Consider the following 19,020-nt stretch of genomic DNA (forward strand, 5'->3'; position numbering starts at 1 on the left):
CGTGGGGACACTACCTCTCGGGTTCATTCCCGGGACTGAAGGACGAAGAATGTTTGAATCGCTACAGGAACGCCTCGGCTCGATCCTGAACGGCCTGACCGGCCGTGGCGCGCTGTCGGAGGCGGACGTCTCGGCGGCGCTACGCGAAGTGCGCCGCGCCCTGCTGGAGGCGGACGTCGCGCTGGAGGTCGTGCGCTCCTTCACCGACAAGGTACGCGAGAAAGCGGTCGGCGCGGCCGTCCTGAAGTCCATCAAGCCCGGCCAGATGGTCGTCAAGATCGTCCATGACGAGCTGGTCACCATGCTCGGCGAAGAGGGCGTCGCCATCGACCTCAACGCGCCGGCGCCGGTCGTGCTGATGATGGTCGGCCTGCAGGGCTCCGGCAAGACGACGACCAGCGCCAAGATTGCCAGGCGGCTCACCGAGCGCCAGGGCAAGAAGGTGCTGATGGCCTCGCTCGACACGCGCCGCCCGGCCGCGCAGGAGCAGTTGCGCCAGCTCGGCGAGCAGGTGAAGGTCGCCACCCTGCCGATCGTCGCCGGCCAGTCGCCGGTCGATATCGCCAGGCGCGCCGTGCAGGCGGGCAAGCTCGGCGGCCACGACGTCGTCATCCTCGACACCGCCGGCCGCACCCACATCGACGAGCCGCTGATGGTCGAGATGGCCGACATCAAGAAGATGTCGGCGCCGCACGAGATCCTGCTGGTGGCGGATTCGCTCACCGGTCAGGATGCCGTCAACCTGGCGAAAAGCTTCGACAGCAGAGTCGGCATCACCGGCCTGGTGCTCACCCGCATGGACGGCGACGGCCGCGGCGGCGCCGCCCTTTCCATGCGCGCCGTCACCGGCAAGCCGATCAAGCTGATCGGCACCGGCGAGAAGATGGACGCGCTGGAGGAATTCTATCCCAAGCGCATCGCCGACCGCATCCTCGGCATGGGCGACATCGTCAGCCTCGTCGAGAAGGCGGCCGAGAACATCGACGCGGAACAGGCCGCGGCGATGGCGAAGAAAATGCAGTCGGGCAAGTTCGACCTGAACGATCTCGCCCAGCAGATCCAGCAGATGTCGAAGATGGGCGGCATGGGCGGCATCATGGGCATGATGCCGGGCATGGGCAAGATGAAGGACCAGCTTGCCGCCGCCGGCCTCGACGACAAGATGTTCAAGCGCCAGCTCGCCATCATCTCCTCGATGACCAGGGCCGAACGCGCCAATCCCGACATCCTCAAGCACAGCCGCAAGAAGCGCATCGCCGCCGGCTCCGGCACCGACGCCGCCGAGATCAACAAGCTCTTGAAGATGCATCGCGGCATGGCCGACATGATGAAGGCCATGGGCGGCAAGGGCAAAGGCGGCGGCATGATGCGCGCAGCCATGGGCGGGCTGGCCTCGAAGATGGGGCTTGGCGGTCTGGCGGGCGGCATGATGCCCGGAATGGGCGGCATGCCCGACCTGTCGAAGATGGACCCCAAGCAGCTCGAAGCCTTGCAGAAGCAGGCGGAAGCCGCTGGCCTCGGCAAGGGCGGCATGAAGGGTCTTCCCGGCGGATTTCCCGGCCTTGGCGGCGGCGGACTGCCCGGTCTTCCGGGGGGCATGAAACTACCCGGCCTCGGTGGCCCCGGCGGGCTCCCGGGCGGGGTCAAGAAGAAGTGAGCCGACGATGAACGAAGAACAGGACATGGCCGAAGCGCGCAAGACGCTGGCCGGCTACCGCGCCTCGATCGACAATTTCGACGCGATCCTCATCCACACGCTGGCCGAGCGCTTCCGCTGCACCCAGGCGGTCGGCGTGCTCAAGGCAACGCACGGCCTGCCGCCGGCGGACCCGAACCGTGAAGCCCAGCAGATCGAGCGGCTGCGCCGGCTGGCGAAGGACGCCCATCTCGATCCGGATTTCGCGGAGAAATTCCTCAACTTCGTCATCAGGGAAGTGATCCGTCACCACGAACAGATCGCCGCCGACGCCAACGGCGGATGAAGAATACCGGCCGCACAATCCGGCGGCCGGCGCAGCCAACCGTCAATCATGACTTTCTAGGAGACAACCAATGGCACTGAAGATCAGACTGGCCCGCGCGGGCTCGAAGAAGCGTCCCTACTACCACATCGTCGTCGCCGACGTGCGCTCGCCGCGCGACGGCCGCTTCATCGAGGCGGTCGGCGCCTGGAACCCACTCCTGTCGAAGGACGGCGACCGCATCAAGCTCGACGAGGACCGCGTCAAGCACTGGCTCGGCAACGGCGCCCTGCCGACCGACCGCGTCGCCCGCTTCCTCGACCAGGCCGGCATTTCCAAGCGCGACGCCCGCAACAACCCGTCAAAGGCGCAGCCCGGCAAGAAGGCGCAGGAGCGCGCCGCCCTGCTCGCCAAGGCGCAGGAAGATGCCGCCGCCGCTGCCGCGGCTGCTGCCGCCGAACCGGCTCCGGCCGAGGCGAGCGCCGAGTAGGCACCCGGCTCAGGCCGAAACACCAGAACGGCGGGCTCAGGCCCGCCGTTTTCCTTTCTGCCTGCGCTCGGTCAGTAGCCGCGCGGACAGCGGGCGACATAGGTGCGGCCGTAACGGTCGCGATAGCGGCACTGGCCGCGCTCGCTGGCATGGCCAATCAGGGCTCCCGCCACCGCGCCGACGGCACCGCCGATCACGGCGCCTTCGACCGGATCGCCGGCCACCGCAGCACCCACGGCAGCACCACCCAGGCCGCCCACGGCAGCCCCCTGTTCGGTCTGCGAGCACGCACCGAGCGGCAGCAGCAACGCCATCAGAACCACCATCTTTTTCATGTCGAATTCCTCTCTCGAAAGTTCACCGCCTGCCCTGTAACGATTGAGAGCGGGATTCGATCCAAGGGCAGGACGGCCGCCAAGCGCGGACCGCCGCCGAAGGAAGGCAACGATGACGGGTGAAACCGACCTCAAGACCCTGCTCGGCTCGATGCAGCCGGCGCTTCAGCCGGAGGTGCTGGTGTTCGCAACCGTGCCGCTGTCGCAGGGCCGACCGGAGGGGTTCGACCCCGTGATGACGTTTCGCGAAAACGAGGCCCTGACCTTCATCTTGACCGAGGACGCCGCACGAAAGGCCGGGCTTGCCGACACGTTCCGCTGCCGCATGATTACGTTGAACGTCCACTCGTCGCTGGAGGCTGTCGGCTTCCTCGCCGCGATCACCACGCGGCTTGCGGCGGCCGGCATGGGCGTCAATCCGGTCTCCGGCTTCTATCACGACCATCTGTTCGTGCCGGCCGAACGCGCGGCCGAGGCGATGACGATCCTCAGGGAAATGGCGAAGGAAGCGCGCTGAGCGCGCGGTTCAGTTCGGGTAGCAGGCAGCAGGCACGTTCGGCCAGACGGCCTCGTCGCAGCCGGCGTCGGCCTGGCGCTGCCTGAACGAAACGCTGACCGGGCCGGTCACCACCGGGTCGACGCCGTCGGGAGCGTCGGGATAAAGCGCTTCCGCCTGCGTGGCCGCGGCGATTTTCGGGACATCGGCGCGCGTCGCGGCCGAATGGGCAACCCCCGCGACCAGAACCAGCGCCAGCGCGCCGACGACGAGGCGTGGCGAAAGCAGTCTGCCGACGATTTCGATCCTGCGTTCCATCTTGCCCTCAATGCCCCGGCCGTGTGCCGGTTCCGCAATTGGTTAATGAAAGTTTCGCATCAAGCGTTTAACAATCGGTAACCGTCATTTGGGTTGCGAGGTCCCCTTTCGCAATTGCGAAAAAACCTGTATGAGCCGCGCAACCGAAAAAAAGCAGCGCTTTGTTCCGTTTCCGTGGCTCCATGCATGCATGGGGGGAAAACGCCACCGGGAAGCGACGGCTGGGCGCCGCGGCAACGCTTCCGAGTGACCTTATGGATATCCGCAACATCGCGATCATCGCGCATGTCGACCATGGCAAGACCACGCTTGTCGACGCGCTTCTCAAACAATCCGGCGCCTTCCGCGAGAACCAGCGCGTCGCCGAACGCGCCATGGACTCGAACGACCTCGAAAAAGAGCGCGGCATCACCATCCTCGCCAAGGCGACGTCGGTGGACTGGCACGGCACCCGCATCAACATCGTCGACACGCCCGGCCACGCCGACTTCGGCGGCGAGGTGGAACGCATCCTGTCGATGGTCGATTCGGCCATCGTGCTGGTCGACGCCGCCGAAGGCCCGATGCCGCAGACCAAGTTCGTCGTCGGCAAGGCGCTGAAGGTCGGCCTGAAGCCGATCGTCGTCATCAACAAGATCGACCGGCCGGACGCCCGCGAGACCGAGGTCATCAACGAGGTGTTCGACCTGTTCGCCGCCCTCGACGCCACCGACGAGCAGCTCGATTTCCCCATCCTCTACGGTTCCGGCCGCGACGGCTGGGTTGCCGAGAAGCCGGAAGGCCCAAAGGACCAGGGCCTTGCCCCGCTGTTCGATCTGGTGCTGAAGCACGTGCCGGCGCCGGCCGTCGAGCCCGGCCCGTTCCGCATGATCGGCACCATCCTGGAAGCCAACCCCTTCCTCGGCCGCATCATCACCGGCCGCATCGCCTCCGGCACGCTGAAGCCCAACCAGGCCGTGAAGGTGCTGCATCACGACGGCACGCTGCTGGAAACCGGCCGCGTCTCGAAGATCCTTGCCTTCCGCGGCCTCGAGCGCCAGCCCATCGACGAGGCGCAGGCCGGCGACATCGTCGCCATCGCCGGGCTCCAGAAAGGCACCGTCGCCGACACCTTCTGCGATCCCTCGGTGAGCGAGCCGATGGCCGCCCAGCCGATCGACCCGCCGACGGTCACCATGTCCTTCCTCGTCAACGATTCGCCGCTCGCCGGCACCGAAGGCGACAAGGTGACCAGCCGCGTCATCCGCGACCGCCTGCTCAAGGAGGCCGAGGGCAACGTCGCGCTGAAGATCGAGGAATCGGCCGACAAGGATTCGTTCTACGTTTCCGGCCGCGGCGAGTTGCAGCTTGCCGTGCTGATCGAGACGATGCGCCGCGAGGGCTTCGAGCTCGCCGTGTCGCGGCCGCGCGTCGTCATGCAGAAGGACGAGGCCGGCCAACTGCTGGAGCCCGTCGAGGAAGTCGTCATCGACGTCGACGAGGAGCATGCCGGCGTCGTCGTGCAGAAGATGAGCGAGCGCAAGGCCGAGATGATCGAGCTGCGCTCTTCCGGCGGCAACCGCCAGCGCCTCGTCTTCCATGCGCCGACGCGCGGCCTGATCGGCTACCAGTCGGAACTGTTGACCGACACGCGCGGCACGGCGGTGATGAACCGGCTGTTCCATGCCTACGAACCCTACAAGGGCGAGCTGCCCGGTCGCGTCAACGGCGTGCTGATCTCTAACGACCAGGGCGAGGCGGTCGCTTACGCGCTGTTCAACCTGGAGGATCGCGGCCCGATGGTCATCGACGCCGGCGTCAAGGTCTACCAGGGCATGATCATCGGCATACACTCGCGCGACAACGACCTCGAAGTGAACGTGCTGAAAGGCAAGAAGCTCACCAACATCCGCGCCGCCGGCAAAGATGAGGCCGTCAAGCTTACCCCGCCGGTGCGCATGACGCTGGAGCGTGCGCTGGCCTGGATCCAGGACGACGAGCTGGTCGAGGTGACGCCGAAGTCGATCCGGCTGCGCAAGCTCTATCTCGACCCGAACGAGCGCAAGCGCTTCGAAAAGCAGAAGGTCGCCGGCGCGGCATAAGATAAGCCGATGGTTTCGGATTACAGGCCCTGAACGGCCACGCCTTCGGATTCGGCGGCGTTCGCGAGATCGCGATCCAGCGTGGCCAGCGGCAGACGTCGCCGCTGCGCCAACTCCAGATAGGCGGCATCATAAGGCGTCAGATCACGACGGTCGGCCAGTTGCAACGTCGCATGCCAGGCATGGGTGTTGGTCTCCGGGTCGACCTTGATCGACAATTTAGCCAGTTGGACGAGAGCGGCGTCCCTGAACGACGGCGATATTCTTTCGCGTCGTATCGCTATCCGAAGGCCGTTGGCCACCTCCAGCGGCCACAGGGATGGGACGAATGCGCTCGACGAGCCCACCTTATTCATCACGGCCACGACGGCCGACGTCCGCTCATCCTCGAAAAACGACGCGAGCACTATCGAGGCGTCGAGAACGATCATTTCCGGCCCTCGTTAATCAAGTCCTTGATCGACAGGCCGCCAAGGGTAACGCCTTTGCTCATCCTCTTGATCTCCTCTACCGCCTTCAGCGCATCGCTGCGATCGATCTTCTCGACAGGCGCAACGAGTCGCGCAACCGGCTTGCCGTGGCGGGTGATGGTGATCTCCTCTCCCCGCTCGACCATGTCGAGCAGCGAGCCGAACGTGTTCTTGGCATCGAAGGCGGCAACGGTGCGCATGATAGGAACTCCAGATAAGCTAGCTTAAGCTAGATTTAATACTCTACGCTGGTTTGTGCAAGGCCCGGTGGGGATGGTTACGCCATCACCTCTGAGCCACCCTCTCTGGCCCTTGGGTTTGCCTCGCCTGCATCCTTGGCGCGGCATCGGTTTGCCTCTAGCGGCTGATCCGTTCAGCCGGATCGCCATCGTGACAAGCATCAAGACCGCGCCTTCGCCCCTGCCGGCCGTCCTGGTCTGCACACTGGGCATCTTCCTGCTGTCGGCGATGGATGCATCGGTCAAGGCGCTGGTCGTCGTGATCGGCGCCTACAACGCCCTTCTGTGGCGCTCGATCCTGGCGACGGCGACGGCCGGCCCGATCTGGGCGGCGCTATCCAGCCGCCGGCCGAGCGCCAAGGCGGTCAGGCTGCATGCGGTTCGCGGCGTCATCGTCAGCTTCGTCGCACTGGCATTCTTCTTCGGCCTGGGGCGGTTGCCCCTGGCCGAGGCGATCGCGCTTTCCTTCGTCGCCCCGCTCGTCGCCCTGTTCCTCGCCGCACTCATGCTGAAGGAGAGGATCAGCCGCACCGCAGTGGGGGCCTCGCTCATCGGCATGGCCGGCGTCCTGGTCATCATATTCGGCAAGCTCGGCCAGAGCGGCTATGCGCCAGACGCCCTGCTCGGCATGGCCGCCATCATCGCCTCGGCGGTTCTTTACGCCTATAACCTGATCCTGGCGCGACAACAGGCACTGGTGGCGAAACCGCTGGAGATCGTGTTCTTCCAGAACCTCGTCGTCGGCATCACGCTGGGCCTGGCCTCGCCATGGCTGGGCACCGGCGTGCCGCACGATCAGTGGCCGCTGCTGGCGGGGGTGACGGCGCTTGCCCTCGCGGGCCATTTCCTGATGAGTTGGGCCTATGCGCGCGCCGAGGCCCAGTATCTGATCCCGACGGAATATTCGGCCTTCGTCTGGGCGATCGTGCTCGGCTGGGTCTTCTTCCGGGAAAGCGTCACCTGGTCGACCATGACAGGCGCCCTCCTCATCATCGCCGGATGCCTGATCGCCTCGCGGGCCAAGCCGAAACTGGCCGCCGAACCGATCGAGGCGGCTGCGGTCTGACGGCCTGGGCTCTTGCCGGGCCGGCTTGCGCGAACGCCGGGAGCCGGCGTAGATTTGCCGCATGCACCTCACCTCGCTCCTCATCTTCGCCGGCGCGCTGCTCGTCGCCGCCGGCTCGCCCGGCCCCTCGATCGCGGCCCTCGTCGCCCGCGTCATCTCGAAGGGTTTTCGCGACGTGTTTCCCTTCCTGCTCGCCATGTGGATCGGCGAGGGCATCTGGCTGTCCTTCGCCGTCTTCGGGCTGGCGGTCGTGGCGCAGACCTTCCACCTCGCCTTCATCGTCGTGAAATGGATCGGCGTCGCCTACCTCGCCTGGCTCGCCTGGAAGATGTGGACGGCGCCGGTCGAGGCAAAGGCGGGCGACCTGCCGAAGGAGGATTCGCCGCTGAAACTGTTCTTCGCCGGCATGGCCGTGACGCTCGGCAATCCGAAGATCATGATGTTCTACCTGGCGCTCCTGCCGACCATCATCGACCTCGGCTCGGTCACCGTCGTCGGCTGGCTGGAACTGACCGCGACCATGGCCGCCGTGCTGGTCGCCATCGACCTTTCCTGGGTGCTGGCGGCGGCGCAGGCGCGCAAGCTGCTCAAGAGCCCGCGCGCCATGAAGATCGCCAACCGCATCAGCGCGGGCACCATGGGCGCCGCGGCTGCGGCGATCGCGGCGCGGTCGTAAGCTTGTTTCAGCGGAAAAACAGCCTATTGTTATCGACAGGTAATACCTTGGGATAACAATGGCCATTTCAGTCAAGATCGACGACGACCTGAAAAGCCGCGTGCAACGACTGGCGGAGAGCCGCCGGCGTTCGTCGCATTGGATCATGCGCGAAGCAATCGAACAGTATGTCGAGCGCGAGGAGGCGCGTGCAAGCTTTCGCGCCGAGGCGCAAGAGTCATGGGTCGCCTATCGTGAAACAGGGCTGCACCTGACGGGACAGGAAGTGCGTGACTGGCTAGGCAGCTGGGGCACCGAAGAGGAAACGGAAGTCCCCACGTGCCACGAGTGATCGTGACTGCCGGCGCAGCGGCCGGCCTTGAACGGTGCAGACGCTTTCTGGTCGATAAGAATCCTTTCGCCGCAAGGCGCGCCGCCGAGACCGTAGGCAGGCATTTTTCGTTCCTCGAAACACATCCCGAAATCGGGCGTCCGGAGCCTGACGAACCGCAATTGCGTGAACTGCTCATCCCGTTCGGGGATTCCGGCTACGTCGCACTCTATCGCTTCATTGCCGAGGAAGATTCCGTCTTCATACTCGCGTTCAGACACCAGAAAGAAGCGGGCTACTGAACGCTACCGCGCCATGGCGTGGTATTCGGCGTTCGGCCGCATGTCGATGGCGGCGGCAAGCCGGTTCGACATGTTGAAGAAGGCGGCGGTGGCGGCGATATCCCAGATGTCGCGGTCTGAAAAACCGGCGGCGCGGAGCGCCTGCCGGTCCTCTTCCACCATCTTGGCCGGCGCTTCCGTCAGCTTGACGGCGAATTCCAGCATCGCCCGCTGCCGCGGCGAAAGCGCCGCGGCGCGCCAGTTCATCGCCATCATCTCGCCGAAGGCGGGATCGCCGGAGAGTTGCCGCACCGCCGCGCCATGCGCGGTCAGGCAGTAGTAGCACTGGTTGATGGAGGAGACCGCGACCGCGATCATCTCGCGCTCCAGCTTGGACAGGCCCGATTGGCCCAGCATCAGGTCGTTATAGGTGTCGGTGAAGGCGCGCAGCTTCTTCTCGTCGAAGGCGTAGGAGAGCAGCACGTTCGGCACCAGCCCCAGCTTCTCCTCACATTTGGCGAAATAGGCCTTGGTCGCGTCGCTGAGATCGCCCGTCGGCAGGTCGAGGGCGGTGATCTTTTCGGCCATGTTTGTCTCCTTCACGTATCGCCCGAAAAGGGCGGTCGGGTTTGAATCGGTTTTATTTTCGGCGCGCCGTCAAACCACGGTCGCAAATTCCGGATCATCTGGCTACGATACCGCCAAAGCATTGTGACGGGAGGGATTTTGCGCCATGGCCAGCCGGAAAGCCGTAGCCAAGCCGAAGAAAACCGCTGGGACAGCCAAGGCTACGGCAAGGACGGGCGAGGGAACCGGCGGGCTGGCCGAACATCTGCTCAGCCGCGCGCCGGTCGAGGACGTCGCCGCCTACGATGCGGCTGACCTGAAGAAGGCCGCCGACCTCGTCGCCGGCGCCGTCGCCCGCCACAGGAAGGGCGAGAGTGTCGTCGCCATCGATGCCGATGCCGGCATATCGCGCCAGGGGCGGCCGCTCTCCGTCATCACCGTCGTCAACGACAACATGCCGTTCCTGTTCGATTCGATCCTCGGCGAAGTGGCCGAGATGGCGGGCGAGCCGACGCTGGTCACCCACCCGGTGCTGGCGGTCCGCCACGGCAGGGCCGGTGTCGAGGAAATCCTCGGCGAAGGCGGCCTGGTCAGGGAGGACGGCACGCACGACCGGCTGAGCGTGGTGCACGTCCATGTGCCGCGCCTGGGCGCCGGGCAGGCCGAGGAACTGTCCGCCCGCCTCGCGACGACGCTGGCGCAGGTGCGCGCCGCCACGCGCGACTGGAAGCCGATGCTGGCCCGCCTCGACCAGGCCATCTCCGAATTCCGCTATGCGCCGGTGCCGCTCGACAAGAAGAGCGTCGCCGAGGCCATCGCCTTCCTCGAATGGCTGCGCGACGACAATTTCACCTTCCTCGGCATGCGCGAGTACAAATATACGGGCGGCGAAAAGAGCGGCGAGCTGGAGCTGAGCGACAGCCCCGGCCTCGGCATCCTCACCGATCCCAACGTGCTGATCCTCAGGCGCGGCACCGAGGCGGTGACGACGACACCCGAGATCCGCGCCTTCCTGCATGGGCCGGAGCCGCTCATCGTCACCAAGGCCAACGCCAAGTCGGTCGTCCACCGGCGCATCTATCTCGATTACATCGGCGTCAAGACCTACACCGCCAAGGGCGTGCTGTCGGGCGAGCTGCGCATCGTCGGCATGTTCACCTCGACCGCCTATACGCGCTCGGTGATGAAGATCCCCTACCTGCGCTCCAAGGCCGAGACGATCATAGCCAAGTCGGGCTTCAACCCGCACGACCATTCCGGCAAGGCGCTCATCAACGTGCTGGAGAGCTATCCGCGCGACGAGCTGTTCCAGGTGCCGACCCCCATCCTAAGGAAACACGCCGAGGCGATCCTGGCCCTGTCGGAGCGGCCGCGCGTGCGCGCGCTGGTGCGCGTCGACCAGTTCGACCGCTTCGTCTCCGTCCTCGTCTTCGTGCCGCGCGACCGCTACGATTCGGTGGCGCGCGAAAAGATCGGCACCTATCTGAAGACCGTCTACCAAGGTCGTTTGTCGGCTTACTATCCGGCCTTCCCCGAAGGCGGCCTGGCCCGCGTCCACTTCATCATCGGCCGTTCCGGCGGCAAGACGCCGAAGGTCGAGCAGGCCGCCATCGAGGCGGCGATCCGCGGCATGGTGCGCACCTGGGACGACGCGCTGGCGGAAGCCGCCGAAACCGGCGGCGCCGATCCGACCCTGCGCGGCGTGGCCGCGCGCTTCCCCGAAAGCTATCGCGACTCCTTCACCGCCGCGCAGGCGCTGGTCGATGCCGGCCGCATCGTCGGCATCGACGCCGCCAACCCCATCGCCATCGACTACTACCGCGACACCGGCCAGAGCGCCGAGCAGGCGTCGCTGAAGATCTATCATCATGGCGCGCCGGTTGCGCTGTCGCGGCGCGTCCCGGTGCTGGAGAACATCGGCTTCCGGGTCATCTCCGAACGCACATTCGAAATCGGCGAGAACGGCGACGAAAAAGTCTTCATTCACGACATGGAGCTGGAGAGCGCCGACGGCAAGCCGATCGACCTTGCCGACGACGGCGCCCTGTTCGACGACGCCTTCCTCGCCGTCTGGCGCGGCGACGCCGACAATGACGGCTACAACAGGCTCGCCCAGACCGCCGGCCTGTGGTCGAACGAAATCCTCGTCCTGCGTGCCTACGGCCGCTACCTGCAGCAGGCCGGCATCCCGCAGGGCCAGGAGTTCATCGCCGCGGCGCTCAACCGCTATCCCGACATCGCGCGCGGCCTGCACGCGCTGTTCGTCGCCCGGCTTGGCCCGGACGCCGAGGGCGAAGGCGCCGTCACCGCCAGGCACCTCAAGGCCAAGATCAAGGATGCGCTGGAGGAAGTCCCCAATATCGACGACGACACCATCATCCGCCGCTATCTCAACCTGATCGAGTCCTCGCTGCGCACCAACCACTTCGTCGACGGCAAGCAGGAACGCGGCCAGTCGCTGGCCATCAAGCTCGATTCGCGCGCCGTCGAAGGCCTGCCCGAGCCCAGGCCGTGGCGCGAGATCTTCGTCTACGGCTCCGAGGTCGAGGGCGTCCACCTGCGCTTCGGCCCGGTGGCGCGCGGCGGCCTGCGCTGGTCGGACCGGGCGCAGGACTACCGCACCGAGGTGCTCGGCCTGGTCAAGGCCCAGCAGGTCAAGAACGCCGTCATCGTGCCGGTCGGCGCCAAGGGCGGCTTCTACCCCAAGCAGCTGCCCGTCGGCGGCAGCCGCGACGCGGTCTTCGAGGCCGGCCGCGCGGCCTACGTCAACTTCGTCTCCAGCCTGTTGTCGATCACCGACAACATCGGCCTCGACGGCATCATTCCGCCCGAGGGCGTGGTGCGGCGCGACCCCGACGACCCCTATTTCGTCGTCGCCGCCGACAAGGGCACGGCGACCTTCTCCGACACCGCCAACGCGATCTCGCAGAAGCACGATTTCTGGCTGGACGACGCCTTCGCATCCGGCGGCTCGGCCGGCTACGACCATAAGGGCATGGGCATCACCGCCAAGGGCGCGTGGGAGGCCGTCAAGCGCCACTTCCGCGAGATGAACCGCGACATCCAGACGAGCCCGTTCACCACCGTCGGCGTCGGCGATATGTCCGGCGATGTGTTCGGCAACGGCATGATGCTGTCGGACCAGACGCGGCTGGTCGCCGCCTTCGACCATCGCGACATCTTCATCGACCCCGACCCGGATCCGGCGCCGTCGATGGCCGAACGCAAGCGCTTGTTCGCGCTGCCGCGCTCCAGCTGGCAGGACTACGACAAGGCGCTGCTGTCGGCCGGCGGCATGATCGTGTCGCGGGCGCAGAAGTCGATCACGCTGACGCCGCAGGCGGCTTCCGCCATCGGCATCGCCAAGACGGTGGCGACGCCGGCCGAGATCATGACCGCCATCCTCAAGGCGCCTGTCGACCTCCTGTGGTTCGGCGGCATCGGCACCTATGTGAAGGGCACGAGCGAGACCAATCAGGAGGTCGGCGACCGCGCCAACGACGCCATCCGCGTCAACGCCGCAGACGTCCGCGCCAAGGTCATCGGCGAAGGCGCCAATCTCGGCGTCACCCAGCGCGGCCGCATCGAATTCGCCCTCAGCGGCGGCCGCAACAACTCCGACGCCATCGACAATTCCGGCGGCGTCAACTGCTCCGACGTCGAGGTCAACATCAAGATCGCGCTGGCGGCGGCCATGCGCGCCGGCTCGCTGGCACGACCGGCCCGCAACAAGCTCTTGGCCGAGATGACCGGCGAGGTGAGCGGCCTCGTTCTCGCCAACAACTACGAGCAGACGCTGGCGCTGTCGCTGGCGCGCAAGCGCGGGCTGGCCGACATCGCCCATCAGGGCCGCTTCATGGCGGCGCTCGAAGCGCGCGGCCTGCTCGACCGCACGGTGGAGACCCTGCCCTCGCCGGCCGCGCTCGCCGAGCGCGAGGCGCGCGGCGAGCCGCTGACGCGGCCGGAGCTCGGCGTGTTGCTCGCCTATGCCAAGATCGTGCTGTTCTCCGACATCGTCGCTTCCGACGTGCCGGACGAGCCGCATTTCGATCGCGACCTGATGGGCTACTTCCCCGACCGCATGGCCAAGAAGTATTCCGCCGAGATCCACGGCCACCGGCTGCGGCGCGAGATCATCGCCCGCGTCGTCGCCAACGACCTGGTCAACCGCGGCGGCCCGTCCTTCGTCAACCGGCTGATGGAATCGACCGGGCGCAGCGCCGCCGACGTGGTGCGCATCTTCTCCGTCATCCGCGACGGCTTCGCACTGCCCGCCCTCTATGCCGAGATCGACGCGCTCGACAACCGCATCGACGGGCAGACCCAGCTCGATCTCTACCAGATGGTAAGCCGACTCATCTTCGTCACCGGCGGCTGGTATCTGAAGAACGAGACCGGCAATGCGCCGCTTTCCGAGCGCATCGCGACCTTGCAGGAAGCGCGCAAGGCGCTGGAGCCGAAGCTCGCCTCGCTGCTGCCGGCCTATTCGCGCCAGCGTCTCGACGAGCACCGGCTGGAGCTTGCCGCGGCCGGCGCGCCGGAAAAACTGGCCGAGCGTCTGGCTCTGTGCGAACCGGCGGCGCTGATCCCCGACATCGCAGCCGCCGCACGGCTCGCCGGCGCCGACATCGTCGCGGCGGCAAAGGCCTTCTTCGCCGCCGGCGAAGCCTTCCGCATCCCGCGCATCGAGGAGGCGGTCGGCACGATCTCGGCGTCCGACTATTACGACCAGTTGGCGCTGGCGCGCGCCGCCGACACCATCGGCTCCGCCCGGCGCGGCATCGCCGTGGCGGCGCTGACGGCGCACGGCACGGCCGCCGACCCGGTCGCGGCCTGGCTGGAAGCCGGCGGCGAGCGCGTGGCCCGCATCCGCGAGCGCCTGCAGGCGCTGACCGAAGGCGGCGACCTCACCGTCTCGCGCCTGTCGGTGGCGGCCGGCCTGATGAATGACTTGACGGCGGGGTGAGAGCCCGGTTCGCCGAAGGCGGATTGAAGGGTCCGGTGGACCCTTCAAAGGGCTCGAACGCCCGAGGCCGTAGCCGAGGGCCGGGCGGTGATCTTCCTTCTCCCCGTTTACGGGGAGAAGGTGGTCCGGAGGGCCGGATGAGGGGCAGCACCAGCTCGCGAAAGTTCGCGCCGCTCCTCACCTGCCTGCCGACACCCTCTCCCCGTAAACGGCAGGGCAATCGCATATGGCGCAAATCACCCCCACTCCGTCGCGCTACGCGCGCCACCTCTCCCCCTCAAAAGGGGAGAGGAAGGGAACCAAGCCTGCAAACGGCGCTTCCTCTCCCCCTTGAGGGGCAGTGTTCACACTGGACTCAGAATGTGCCTGTTGAAGAACAGGTCGAGGGTAATGGCGAGCATGTTGTAGGTCTTAGAGAAGCGCTTGGAGCGTCTGTTGAAGCGGGCGAGGTTGTCACGGATCGAGGAATTGGAGGCTTCGATCAGGTGCGTCTGGGCCTTGGTCTGGGTATGCGGCTCGGGCACGCCGTGGCGCTCGAAGGCGAGCCTGTAGCAGGAGTTGGCATCGGTATAGATGATCTCGATGTTGCCCACAGCCTGCTTGGTCAGCCGGTAGATGGCCATGGCGCTGGCGACGCCCTTGTCGCCGATATGATAGGCCACCACCCGGTTGAGGCACCGGCTGAAGGCGGTCCAGATCACCGCGCGCTGCTGTTTTTTTGGACGAAGGTGTAGATCTCGTCCATCTCGATGATGTCCGCTGCCGCACCGGCATGGGGTGGCTCGGCCGTGGGCATGCGCGCCTGCAGCCGGTCATGCTCCTTGCGGATCCAGCGCAGCACCCCGGCCGGCGACGCGCCAACGAACCTGGCGATCTTCCGGATGCCGACATTGTTGAGATACATGTCGACGGCCCTGGCTTTGATCTCGGGGCCGAAGCGCGGCGGCTTGTCGGTCATGTAGCGCCGGCACTGCCTGCACTGGTAGCGCTGCGCTCCGTTCTTGGAGCCGCTCCGGCGCAAGTCGCTGCTCCCACACTGCGGACAGATCATGCAAACCTCCGGGCAAATCACCTCTACCCAGAAGAATCCAATCACAGTCCATTGTAAACATTGCCCCGTCGAACGGGGGAGAGGTGGCTTGCGAAGCAAGACGGAGTGGGGGTCGAATTCCATATGTGATCGCCCCGCCGCAAGCGCGGTAGATGCGGACAGCTTTGGCGTCGCACTCAAAAAAACTTCCCGAAATCTATCCCCGTCCTTTCTACCCGCTCCATACTGCCCGTCATCTCCTGTGCGGGAACGCGGGTCGCGAACCGGGCGCTTGTGGCAGGGGACGGTGCCGGGCTGGCAGCGTAACGGTGCGCTGCTGGGTGATGAGCCCCCAAGTCCGGGCCTCGACCGAGCCAGCGGGCCGCCCGAAAGGCGGCAACGACCCTCGGGGAGGCAAGACACCGGCGGGCGCGGGATGCCGCGCCATTACTTAACTTAGCAGGCACGGCTCCCGCGCCCGCTTCCCGACCTCAAGCAAATGAGGTCAGCTCTTTGACAATGGCCAGGGCCGAAAGGCAGCGTGGCGGCGGCGAAACTCGCACCCAACGATCCCCTCGATCACAGAAGCCACCCCTTTGCACCGTTCTCAAAAACATGCAGACATGGCACCGCCGCAACGGGGCGCGGCCGGAGGGAGCATGACCGAGGCAGCCGTTCAGCGCGCATCCGGACGCGGCATCTGGGGGTGGATGTTCTTCGACTGGGCGGCACAGCCCTTCTTTACCGTCGTCACCACCTTCATCTTCGGCCCCTATTTCGTCTCGCGCCTGTCGAGCGATCCGGCCATGGGGCAGGCCGTGTGGGGCTATGGGTTGGCGGCGGCCGGCTTCGTCATCGCCATCCTGTCGCCGGTGCTGGGCTCCATCGCCGACCAGACCGGCCCGCGCAAGCCGTGGATCGCCTTCTTCGCCGCCGTCAAGATCATATCGCTCTGCACGCTGTGGTTCGCGGCACCCGGCTCGAACCTGTGGTTCGTCGTGCTCGCCTTCTCGCTGGCCTCGGTGGCGGCGGAATTTTCCACCGTCTTCAACGATTCCATGATGCCCAGGCTGGTGCCGAAGGCTCAGATTGGCCGCATCTCCAACGTTGCCTGGGGGCTCGGCTATCTCGGCGGCATGATCGCGCTGATCTTCGTCGTCGCTTTGCTCGCCGGCTCGCCCGAGACCGGCAAGACCATCGTCGGCGCAACGCCCCTGTTCGGCCTCGACCCGGCGCAAGGCGAGGACGCACGCGCCACCGGCCCGCTGTCGGCCCTGTGGTACTTCGTCTTCATCCTGCCGATGTTCTTGTGGACGCCGGACGCGAAGCGCGGCATGCCGGTCGGCCCGGCGGTACGTGAGGGCCTGGCCGAACTGAAGGCGACGCTCGGCGAGGTGCGCAAGCGCGCCGGCATCTTCCGTTTCCTCGTCGCCCGCATGATCTACCAGGACGGCGTCAACGCGCTGCTGTCTCTCGGCGGCGCCTTCGCGGCTGCCATGTTCGGCTGGTCGATCACCGAGATCGGCGTCTACGGCATCATCCTCAACGTGGTGGCGATCTTCGGCTGCTGGGTCGCGGCAAGGCTGGACACCGGCCTCGGCTCCAAGGCGGTGGTGATGATCTCTCTGGTGCTCTTGGCGCTCGCCACCGTCGGCATCGTCTCGACCGGGCCGGGCTTCACCCTGTTCGCGCTGCCGCTGTCGGGCGCCGATTCCGGCGGCCTGTTCGGCACGGCGGCGGAAAAGGCCTACATCGTCTACGGCCTGCTCATCGGCGTCGCCTTCGGCCCGGTGCAGGCCTCGTCGCGCTCCTACATGGCGCGCTCGGTGACGCCGGAGGAATCCGGCCGCTACTTCGGCATCTATGCGCTGGCCGGCCGCGCCACTTCCTTCGCGGCGCCCTTCCTCGTCGCCACCGTCACCGCGCTGTCGGGCTCGCCGCGCCTCGGCATGGCCGTCATCATCCTGTTCCTCGGCGCCGGGCTGTGGATTCTGGCCGGAACGCCCTATCCGGCGGACAAGAAGAGATAGCCCGATCTCAATGCCGGAAGTGCCGCGTCCCGGTCAGCACCATGGCAATGCCGTGCTCGTCGGCGGCGGCAATCACATCCTTGTCGTTGACCGAGCCGCCCGGCTGGATGACCGCCGTGGCGCCCGCCTCGACCGCCGCCAGGAGCCCGTCGGCGAAGGGGAAGAAAGCGTCGGAGGCAACCACCGAGCCGCGCGTCAACGGCTCGGACAGGCCCGCTGCGTCGGCCGCGTCCTCGGCCTTGCGGGCGGCGATGCGCGAGGAATCCACCCGGCTCATCTGGCCGGCGCCGATACCGACAGTCGCCAGCCTCCGGGCATAGACGATGGCGTTGGACTTGACGTGCTTGGCGACGCGGAAGGCGAATTTCAGGTCGGCGAGCTCGGCATCGCTCGGCGCACGCTTCGTCACCACTTTCAGGTCGAGGTCGTCGACCACGGCGCCGTCGCGGCCCTGCACCAGAAGCCCGCCGGCGACCGACTTCACCATCGCCCCGGCGGCACGCGGATCGGGCAGGCCGCCCGTTACCAGCAGCCTGAGGTTCTTCTTGGCCGCCACGATCGCCGCCGCTTCCTCGGTCGCGTCGGGTGCAACGATGACCTCGGTGAAGGTTTTCACGATCTCCTCCGCCGCCTCCGCGTCGAGGATGCGGTTGAGCGCGACGATGCCGCCGAAGGCCGAGACGGGATCGCAGGCCAGCGCCTTGAGATAGGCGTCCCTCAGCGTCGCGCCTTCGGCGACGCCGCAGGGATTGGCGTGCTTGATGATGGCGACGGCGGCCGTGCGCGCGGGATCGAACTCGCCGACCAGCTCGAAGGCCGCGTCCGTGTCGTTGATGTTGTTGTAGGAGAGCTGCTTGCCCTGCAACTGCCGCGCCGTCGCCACGCCGGGCCGTTTCTCGCCAGTGACATAAAAGCCCGCTTGCTGGTGCGGGTTCTCGCCGTAGCGCATCACCGTTTCCAGTTGCCCGCCGAAGGCACGCCATGCCGGATGCTCGATCTCCAGCGCCTCGGCGAACCAGCCGGAAATGGCGGCGTCGTAGGCGGCCGTGCGAGCAAAAGCCTTGGCGGCGAGCTTCTTCCTGAAATCCAGCGACAGGCTGCCGGCGTTGAGGTCCAGCGCGTTCAGCACGGCGGCGTAGTCCTCGGGGTCGGTGACGACGGCGACATAGGCGTGGTTCTTGGCCGAGGCGCGCACCATGGCCGGACCGCCGATGTCGATGTTCTCCACCGTCGCCGCATAGGAGGCGCCGGAGCGGCGCACCTCCTCGAACGGATAGAGGTTGACGACGACGAGGTCGATCGGCTCGATGCCGTGCGCTTCCATGGCCGCACGGTGTTCGGCATCGTCGCGGATGCCGAGCAGGGCGCCGTGCACGGAGGGGTGCAGCGTCTTGACCCGGCCGTCCATGATCTCGGGAAAACCGGTCAGGTCGGAGACGTCGCGCACCGTGATGCCGGCTTCGGCGATCGCCTTGGCCGTGCCGCCGGTCGACACCAGCTCGACGCCGGCATGGAACAGCGCCCTGGCGAAATCGACGAGGCCGGTCTTGTCGGACACCGAAAGCAGGGCGCGGCGGATCGGCACAAGGTCGGGAGCGGGAATGTTCTTCGTGGCGACGGCCATGGCGGGGCCTTTCCGGAGCGATGGGAGCAGGGCCGCGCCGTAGCACATGGGAGCCATAATTCAAACGCCCAAGCTGGCCC

19 protein-coding genes are annotated in these 19,020 nt (G+C 66.5%); 11 read left to right on the forward strand and 8 right to left on the reverse strand.

Translation table 11 applies throughout. The features are described from left to right. The first annotated feature begins 49 nt into the window (after positions 1-49). From ffh to rpsP, 3 genes are all read left to right on the forward strand, one after another. Positions 50-1,657 carry a signal recognition particle protein gene (gene ffh, locus FGU64_RS13775; protein WP_139953734.1) on the forward strand — a complete coding sequence of 536 codons (1,608 nt, stop codon included), beginning with the start codon at positions 50-52 and terminating at the stop codon, positions 1,655-1,657. Between the two features lie 7 nt (positions 1,658-1,664). After that, complete coding sequence (locus tag FGU64_RS13780; RefSeq protein ID WP_136356619.1) at positions 1,665-1,982, forward strand: chorismate mutase; 318 nt, start codon at positions 1,665-1,667, stop codon at positions 1,980-1,982. Positions 1,983-2,052: 70 nt separating this feature from the next. Further along, positions 2,053-2,451: a 30S ribosomal protein S16 gene (gene rpsP, locus FGU64_RS13785; RefSeq protein ID WP_139953735.1), complete on the forward strand. Its 399-nt coding sequence runs from the start codon at positions 2,053-2,055 to the stop codon at positions 2,449-2,451. A 71-nt stretch (positions 2,452-2,522) separates the two neighbouring features. Here the strand turns inward: rpsP and FGU64_RS13790 are convergent, their stop codons facing one another. Next, positions 2,523-2,786 carry a glycine zipper domain-containing protein gene (locus FGU64_RS13790; RefSeq protein WP_136356615.1) on the reverse strand — a complete coding sequence of 88 codons (264 nt, stop codon included), beginning with the start codon at positions 2,784-2,786 and terminating at the stop codon, positions 2,523-2,525. 112 nt (positions 2,787-2,898) lie between these two features. Here FGU64_RS13790 and FGU64_RS13795 point away from each other — a divergent pair, with 112 nt between their 5' ends. Continuing rightward, positions 2,899-3,303, forward strand: a complete 405-nt coding sequence (locus FGU64_RS13795; protein WP_139953736.1) for an ACT domain-containing protein — start codon at positions 2,899-2,901, stop codon at positions 3,301-3,303. Between the two features lie 9 nt (positions 3,304-3,312). On the opposite strand, the gene FGU64_RS13800 is transcribed toward FGU64_RS13795, so the two are convergent. Then, positions 3,313-3,600 carry a hypothetical protein gene (locus tag FGU64_RS13800; RefSeq protein WP_139953737.1) on the reverse strand — a complete coding sequence of 96 codons (288 nt, stop codon included), beginning with the start codon at positions 3,598-3,600 and terminating at the stop codon, positions 3,313-3,315. Between the two features lie 254 nt (positions 3,601-3,854). On the opposite strand from FGU64_RS13800, the gene typA reads away from it, so the two are divergent. Continuing rightward, positions 3,855-5,681 carry a translational GTPase TypA gene (gene typA / locus FGU64_RS13805; RefSeq protein WP_139953738.1) on the forward strand — a complete coding sequence of 609 codons (1,827 nt, stop codon included), beginning with the start codon at positions 3,855-3,857 and terminating at the stop codon, positions 5,679-5,681. A 20-nt stretch (positions 5,682-5,701) separates the two neighbouring features. Here typA and FGU64_RS13810 read toward each other — a convergent pair whose 3' ends face one another. Together FGU64_RS13810 and FGU64_RS13815 are read right to left on the reverse strand one after the other, a co-directional pair. Continuing rightward, complete coding sequence (locus FGU64_RS13810; protein WP_136356607.1) at positions 5,702-6,112, reverse strand: type II toxin-antitoxin system VapC family toxin; 411 nt, start codon at positions 6,110-6,112, stop codon at positions 5,702-5,704. After that, complete coding sequence (locus FGU64_RS13815) at positions 6,109-6,351, reverse strand: type II toxin-antitoxin system prevent-host-death family antitoxin (RefSeq protein WP_180375531.1); 243 nt, start codon at positions 6,349-6,351, stop codon at positions 6,109-6,111. Before FGU64_RS13815 ends, FGU64_RS13810 begins: the two co-directional genes overlap by 4 nt. A 190-nt stretch (positions 6,352-6,541) precedes the next feature. On the opposite strand from FGU64_RS13815, the gene FGU64_RS13820 reads away from it, so the two are divergent. The 4 genes from FGU64_RS13820 (at position 6,542) to FGU64_RS13835 (ending at position 8,744) form a co-directional block, all read left to right on the forward strand. Next, on the forward strand, positions 6,542-7,456 hold the full coding sequence (locus FGU64_RS13820) for a DMT family transporter (protein ID WP_246671119.1): 915 nt from the start codon (positions 6,542-6,544) through the stop codon (positions 7,454-7,456). Between the two features lie 61 nt (positions 7,457-7,517). Beyond that, on the forward strand, positions 7,518-8,132 hold the full coding sequence (locus FGU64_RS13825) for a LysE family translocator (RefSeq protein WP_139953741.1): 615 nt from the start codon (positions 7,518-7,520) through the stop codon (positions 8,130-8,132). Between the two features lie 58 nt (positions 8,133-8,190). Then, entirely contained in the window at positions 8,191-8,463 is a 273-nt protein-coding gene (locus FGU64_RS13830) for a CopG family ribbon-helix-helix protein (RefSeq protein ID WP_136356599.1), read from the forward strand. Next, on the forward strand, positions 8,451-8,744 hold the full coding sequence (locus FGU64_RS13835) for a type II toxin-antitoxin system RelE/ParE family toxin (protein ID WP_136356597.1): 294 nt from the start codon (positions 8,451-8,453) through the stop codon (positions 8,742-8,744). Before FGU64_RS13830 ends, FGU64_RS13835 begins: the two co-directional genes overlap by 13 nt. A 3-nt stretch (positions 8,745-8,747) precedes the next feature. On the opposite strand, the gene FGU64_RS13840 is transcribed toward FGU64_RS13835, so the two are convergent. After that, positions 8,748-9,311 carry a peroxidase-related enzyme gene (locus FGU64_RS13840; RefSeq protein WP_139953742.1) on the reverse strand — a complete coding sequence of 188 codons (564 nt, stop codon included), beginning with the start codon at positions 9,309-9,311 and terminating at the stop codon, positions 8,748-8,750. Between the two features lie 145 nt (positions 9,312-9,456). On the opposite strand from FGU64_RS13840, the gene FGU64_RS13845 reads away from it, so the two are divergent. Then, complete coding sequence (locus FGU64_RS13845) at positions 9,457-14,256, forward strand: NAD-glutamate dehydrogenase (RefSeq protein ID WP_139953743.1); 4,800 nt, start codon at positions 9,457-9,459, stop codon at positions 14,254-14,256. A 344-nt stretch (positions 14,257-14,600) separates the two neighbouring features. Here the strand turns inward: FGU64_RS13845 and FGU64_RS13850 are convergent, their stop codons facing one another. After that, positions 14,601-14,957 (reverse strand): IS1 family transposase, encoded by a 357-nt coding sequence (locus tag FGU64_RS13850; RefSeq protein ID WP_139953744.1) that lies wholly within the window; start codon positions 14,955-14,957, stop codon positions 14,601-14,603. Continuing rightward, entirely contained in the window at positions 14,954-15,214 is a 261-nt protein-coding gene (locus FGU64_RS13855) for an IS1 family transposase (RefSeq protein WP_139953745.1), read from the reverse strand. The genes FGU64_RS13850 and FGU64_RS13855 overlap by 4 nt, the downstream gene beginning before the upstream one ends. Before the next feature lie 731 nt (positions 15,215-15,945). Here FGU64_RS13855 and FGU64_RS13860 point away from each other — a divergent pair. Then, on the forward strand, positions 15,946-17,316 hold the full coding sequence (locus tag FGU64_RS13860) for an MFS transporter (protein WP_139953746.1): 1,371 nt from the start codon (positions 15,946-15,948) through the stop codon (positions 17,314-17,316). Positions 17,317-17,323: 7 nt separating this feature from the next. On the opposite strand, the gene purH is transcribed toward FGU64_RS13860, so the two are convergent. Next, complete coding sequence (gene purH / locus FGU64_RS13865; RefSeq protein ID WP_139953747.1) at positions 17,324-18,940, reverse strand: bifunctional phosphoribosylaminoimidazolecarboxamide formyltransferase/IMP cyclohydrolase; 1,617 nt, start codon at positions 18,938-18,940, stop codon at positions 17,324-17,326. Between the last annotated feature and the right edge of the window lie 80 nt (positions 18,941-19,020).

Source organism: Mesorhizobium sp. 8 (genome assembly GCF_006351905.1).
Taxonomy (GTDB): Bacteria; Pseudomonadota; Alphaproteobacteria; order Rhizobiales; family Rhizobiaceae; genus Mesorhizobium; species Mesorhizobium composti.

Excerpts from the sequence above, each read along its gene's own strand:
- rpsP (WP_139953735.1), top strand. The coding sequence starts at position 2,053 with ATGGCACTGAAGATCAGACTGGCCCGCGCGGGCTCGAAGAAGCGTCCC.
- FGU64_RS13800 (WP_139953737.1), bottom strand. The coding sequence starts at position 3,600 with ATGGAACGCAGGATCGAAATCGTCGGCAGACTGCTTTCGCCACGCCTC.
- FGU64_RS13825 (WP_139953741.1), top strand. The coding sequence starts at position 7,518 with ATGCACCTCACCTCGCTCCTCATCTTCGCCGGCGCGCTGCTCGTCGCC.
- typA (WP_139953738.1), top strand. The coding sequence starts at position 3,855 with ATGGATATCCGCAACATCGCGATCATCGCGCATGTCGACCATGGCAAG.
- FGU64_RS13855 (WP_139953745.1), bottom strand. The coding sequence starts at position 15,214 with ATGACCGACAAGCCGCCGCGCTTCGGCCCCGAGATCAAAGCCAGGGCC.
- FGU64_RS13815 (WP_180375531.1), bottom strand. The coding sequence starts at position 6,351 with ATGCGCACCGTTGCCGCCTTCGATGCCAAGAACACGTTCGGCTCGCTG.
- FGU64_RS13830 (WP_136356599.1), top strand. The coding sequence starts at position 8,191 with ATGGCCATTTCAGTCAAGATCGACGACGACCTGAAAAGCCGCGTGCAA.
- FGU64_RS13810 (WP_136356607.1), bottom strand. The coding sequence starts at position 6,112 with ATGATCGTTCTCGACGCCTCGATAGTGCTCGCGTCGTTTTTCGAGGAT.
- purH (WP_139953747.1), bottom strand. The coding sequence starts at position 18,940 with ATGGCCGTCGCCACGAAGAACATTCCCGCTCCCGACCTTGTGCCGATC.
- FGU64_RS13790 (WP_136356615.1), bottom strand. The coding sequence starts at position 2,786 with ATGAAAAAGATGGTGGTTCTGATGGCGTTGCTGCTGCCGCTCGGTGCG.
- FGU64_RS13840 (WP_139953742.1), bottom strand. The coding sequence starts at position 9,311 with ATGGCCGAAAAGATCACCGCCCTCGACCTGCCGACGGGCGATCTCAGC.
- FGU64_RS13860 (WP_139953746.1), top strand. The coding sequence starts at position 15,946 with ATGACCGAGGCAGCCGTTCAGCGCGCATCCGGACGCGGCATCTGGGGG.
- ffh (WP_139953734.1), top strand. The coding sequence starts at position 50 with ATGTTTGAATCGCTACAGGAACGCCTCGGCTCGATCCTGAACGGCCTG.
- FGU64_RS13845 (WP_139953743.1), top strand. The coding sequence starts at position 9,457 with ATGGCCAGCCGGAAAGCCGTAGCCAAGCCGAAGAAAACCGCTGGGACA.
- FGU64_RS13780 (WP_136356619.1), top strand. The coding sequence starts at position 1,665 with ATGAACGAAGAACAGGACATGGCCGAAGCGCGCAAGACGCTGGCCGGC.
- FGU64_RS13795 (WP_139953736.1), top strand. The coding sequence starts at position 2,899 with ATGACGGGTGAAACCGACCTCAAGACCCTGCTCGGCTCGATGCAGCCG.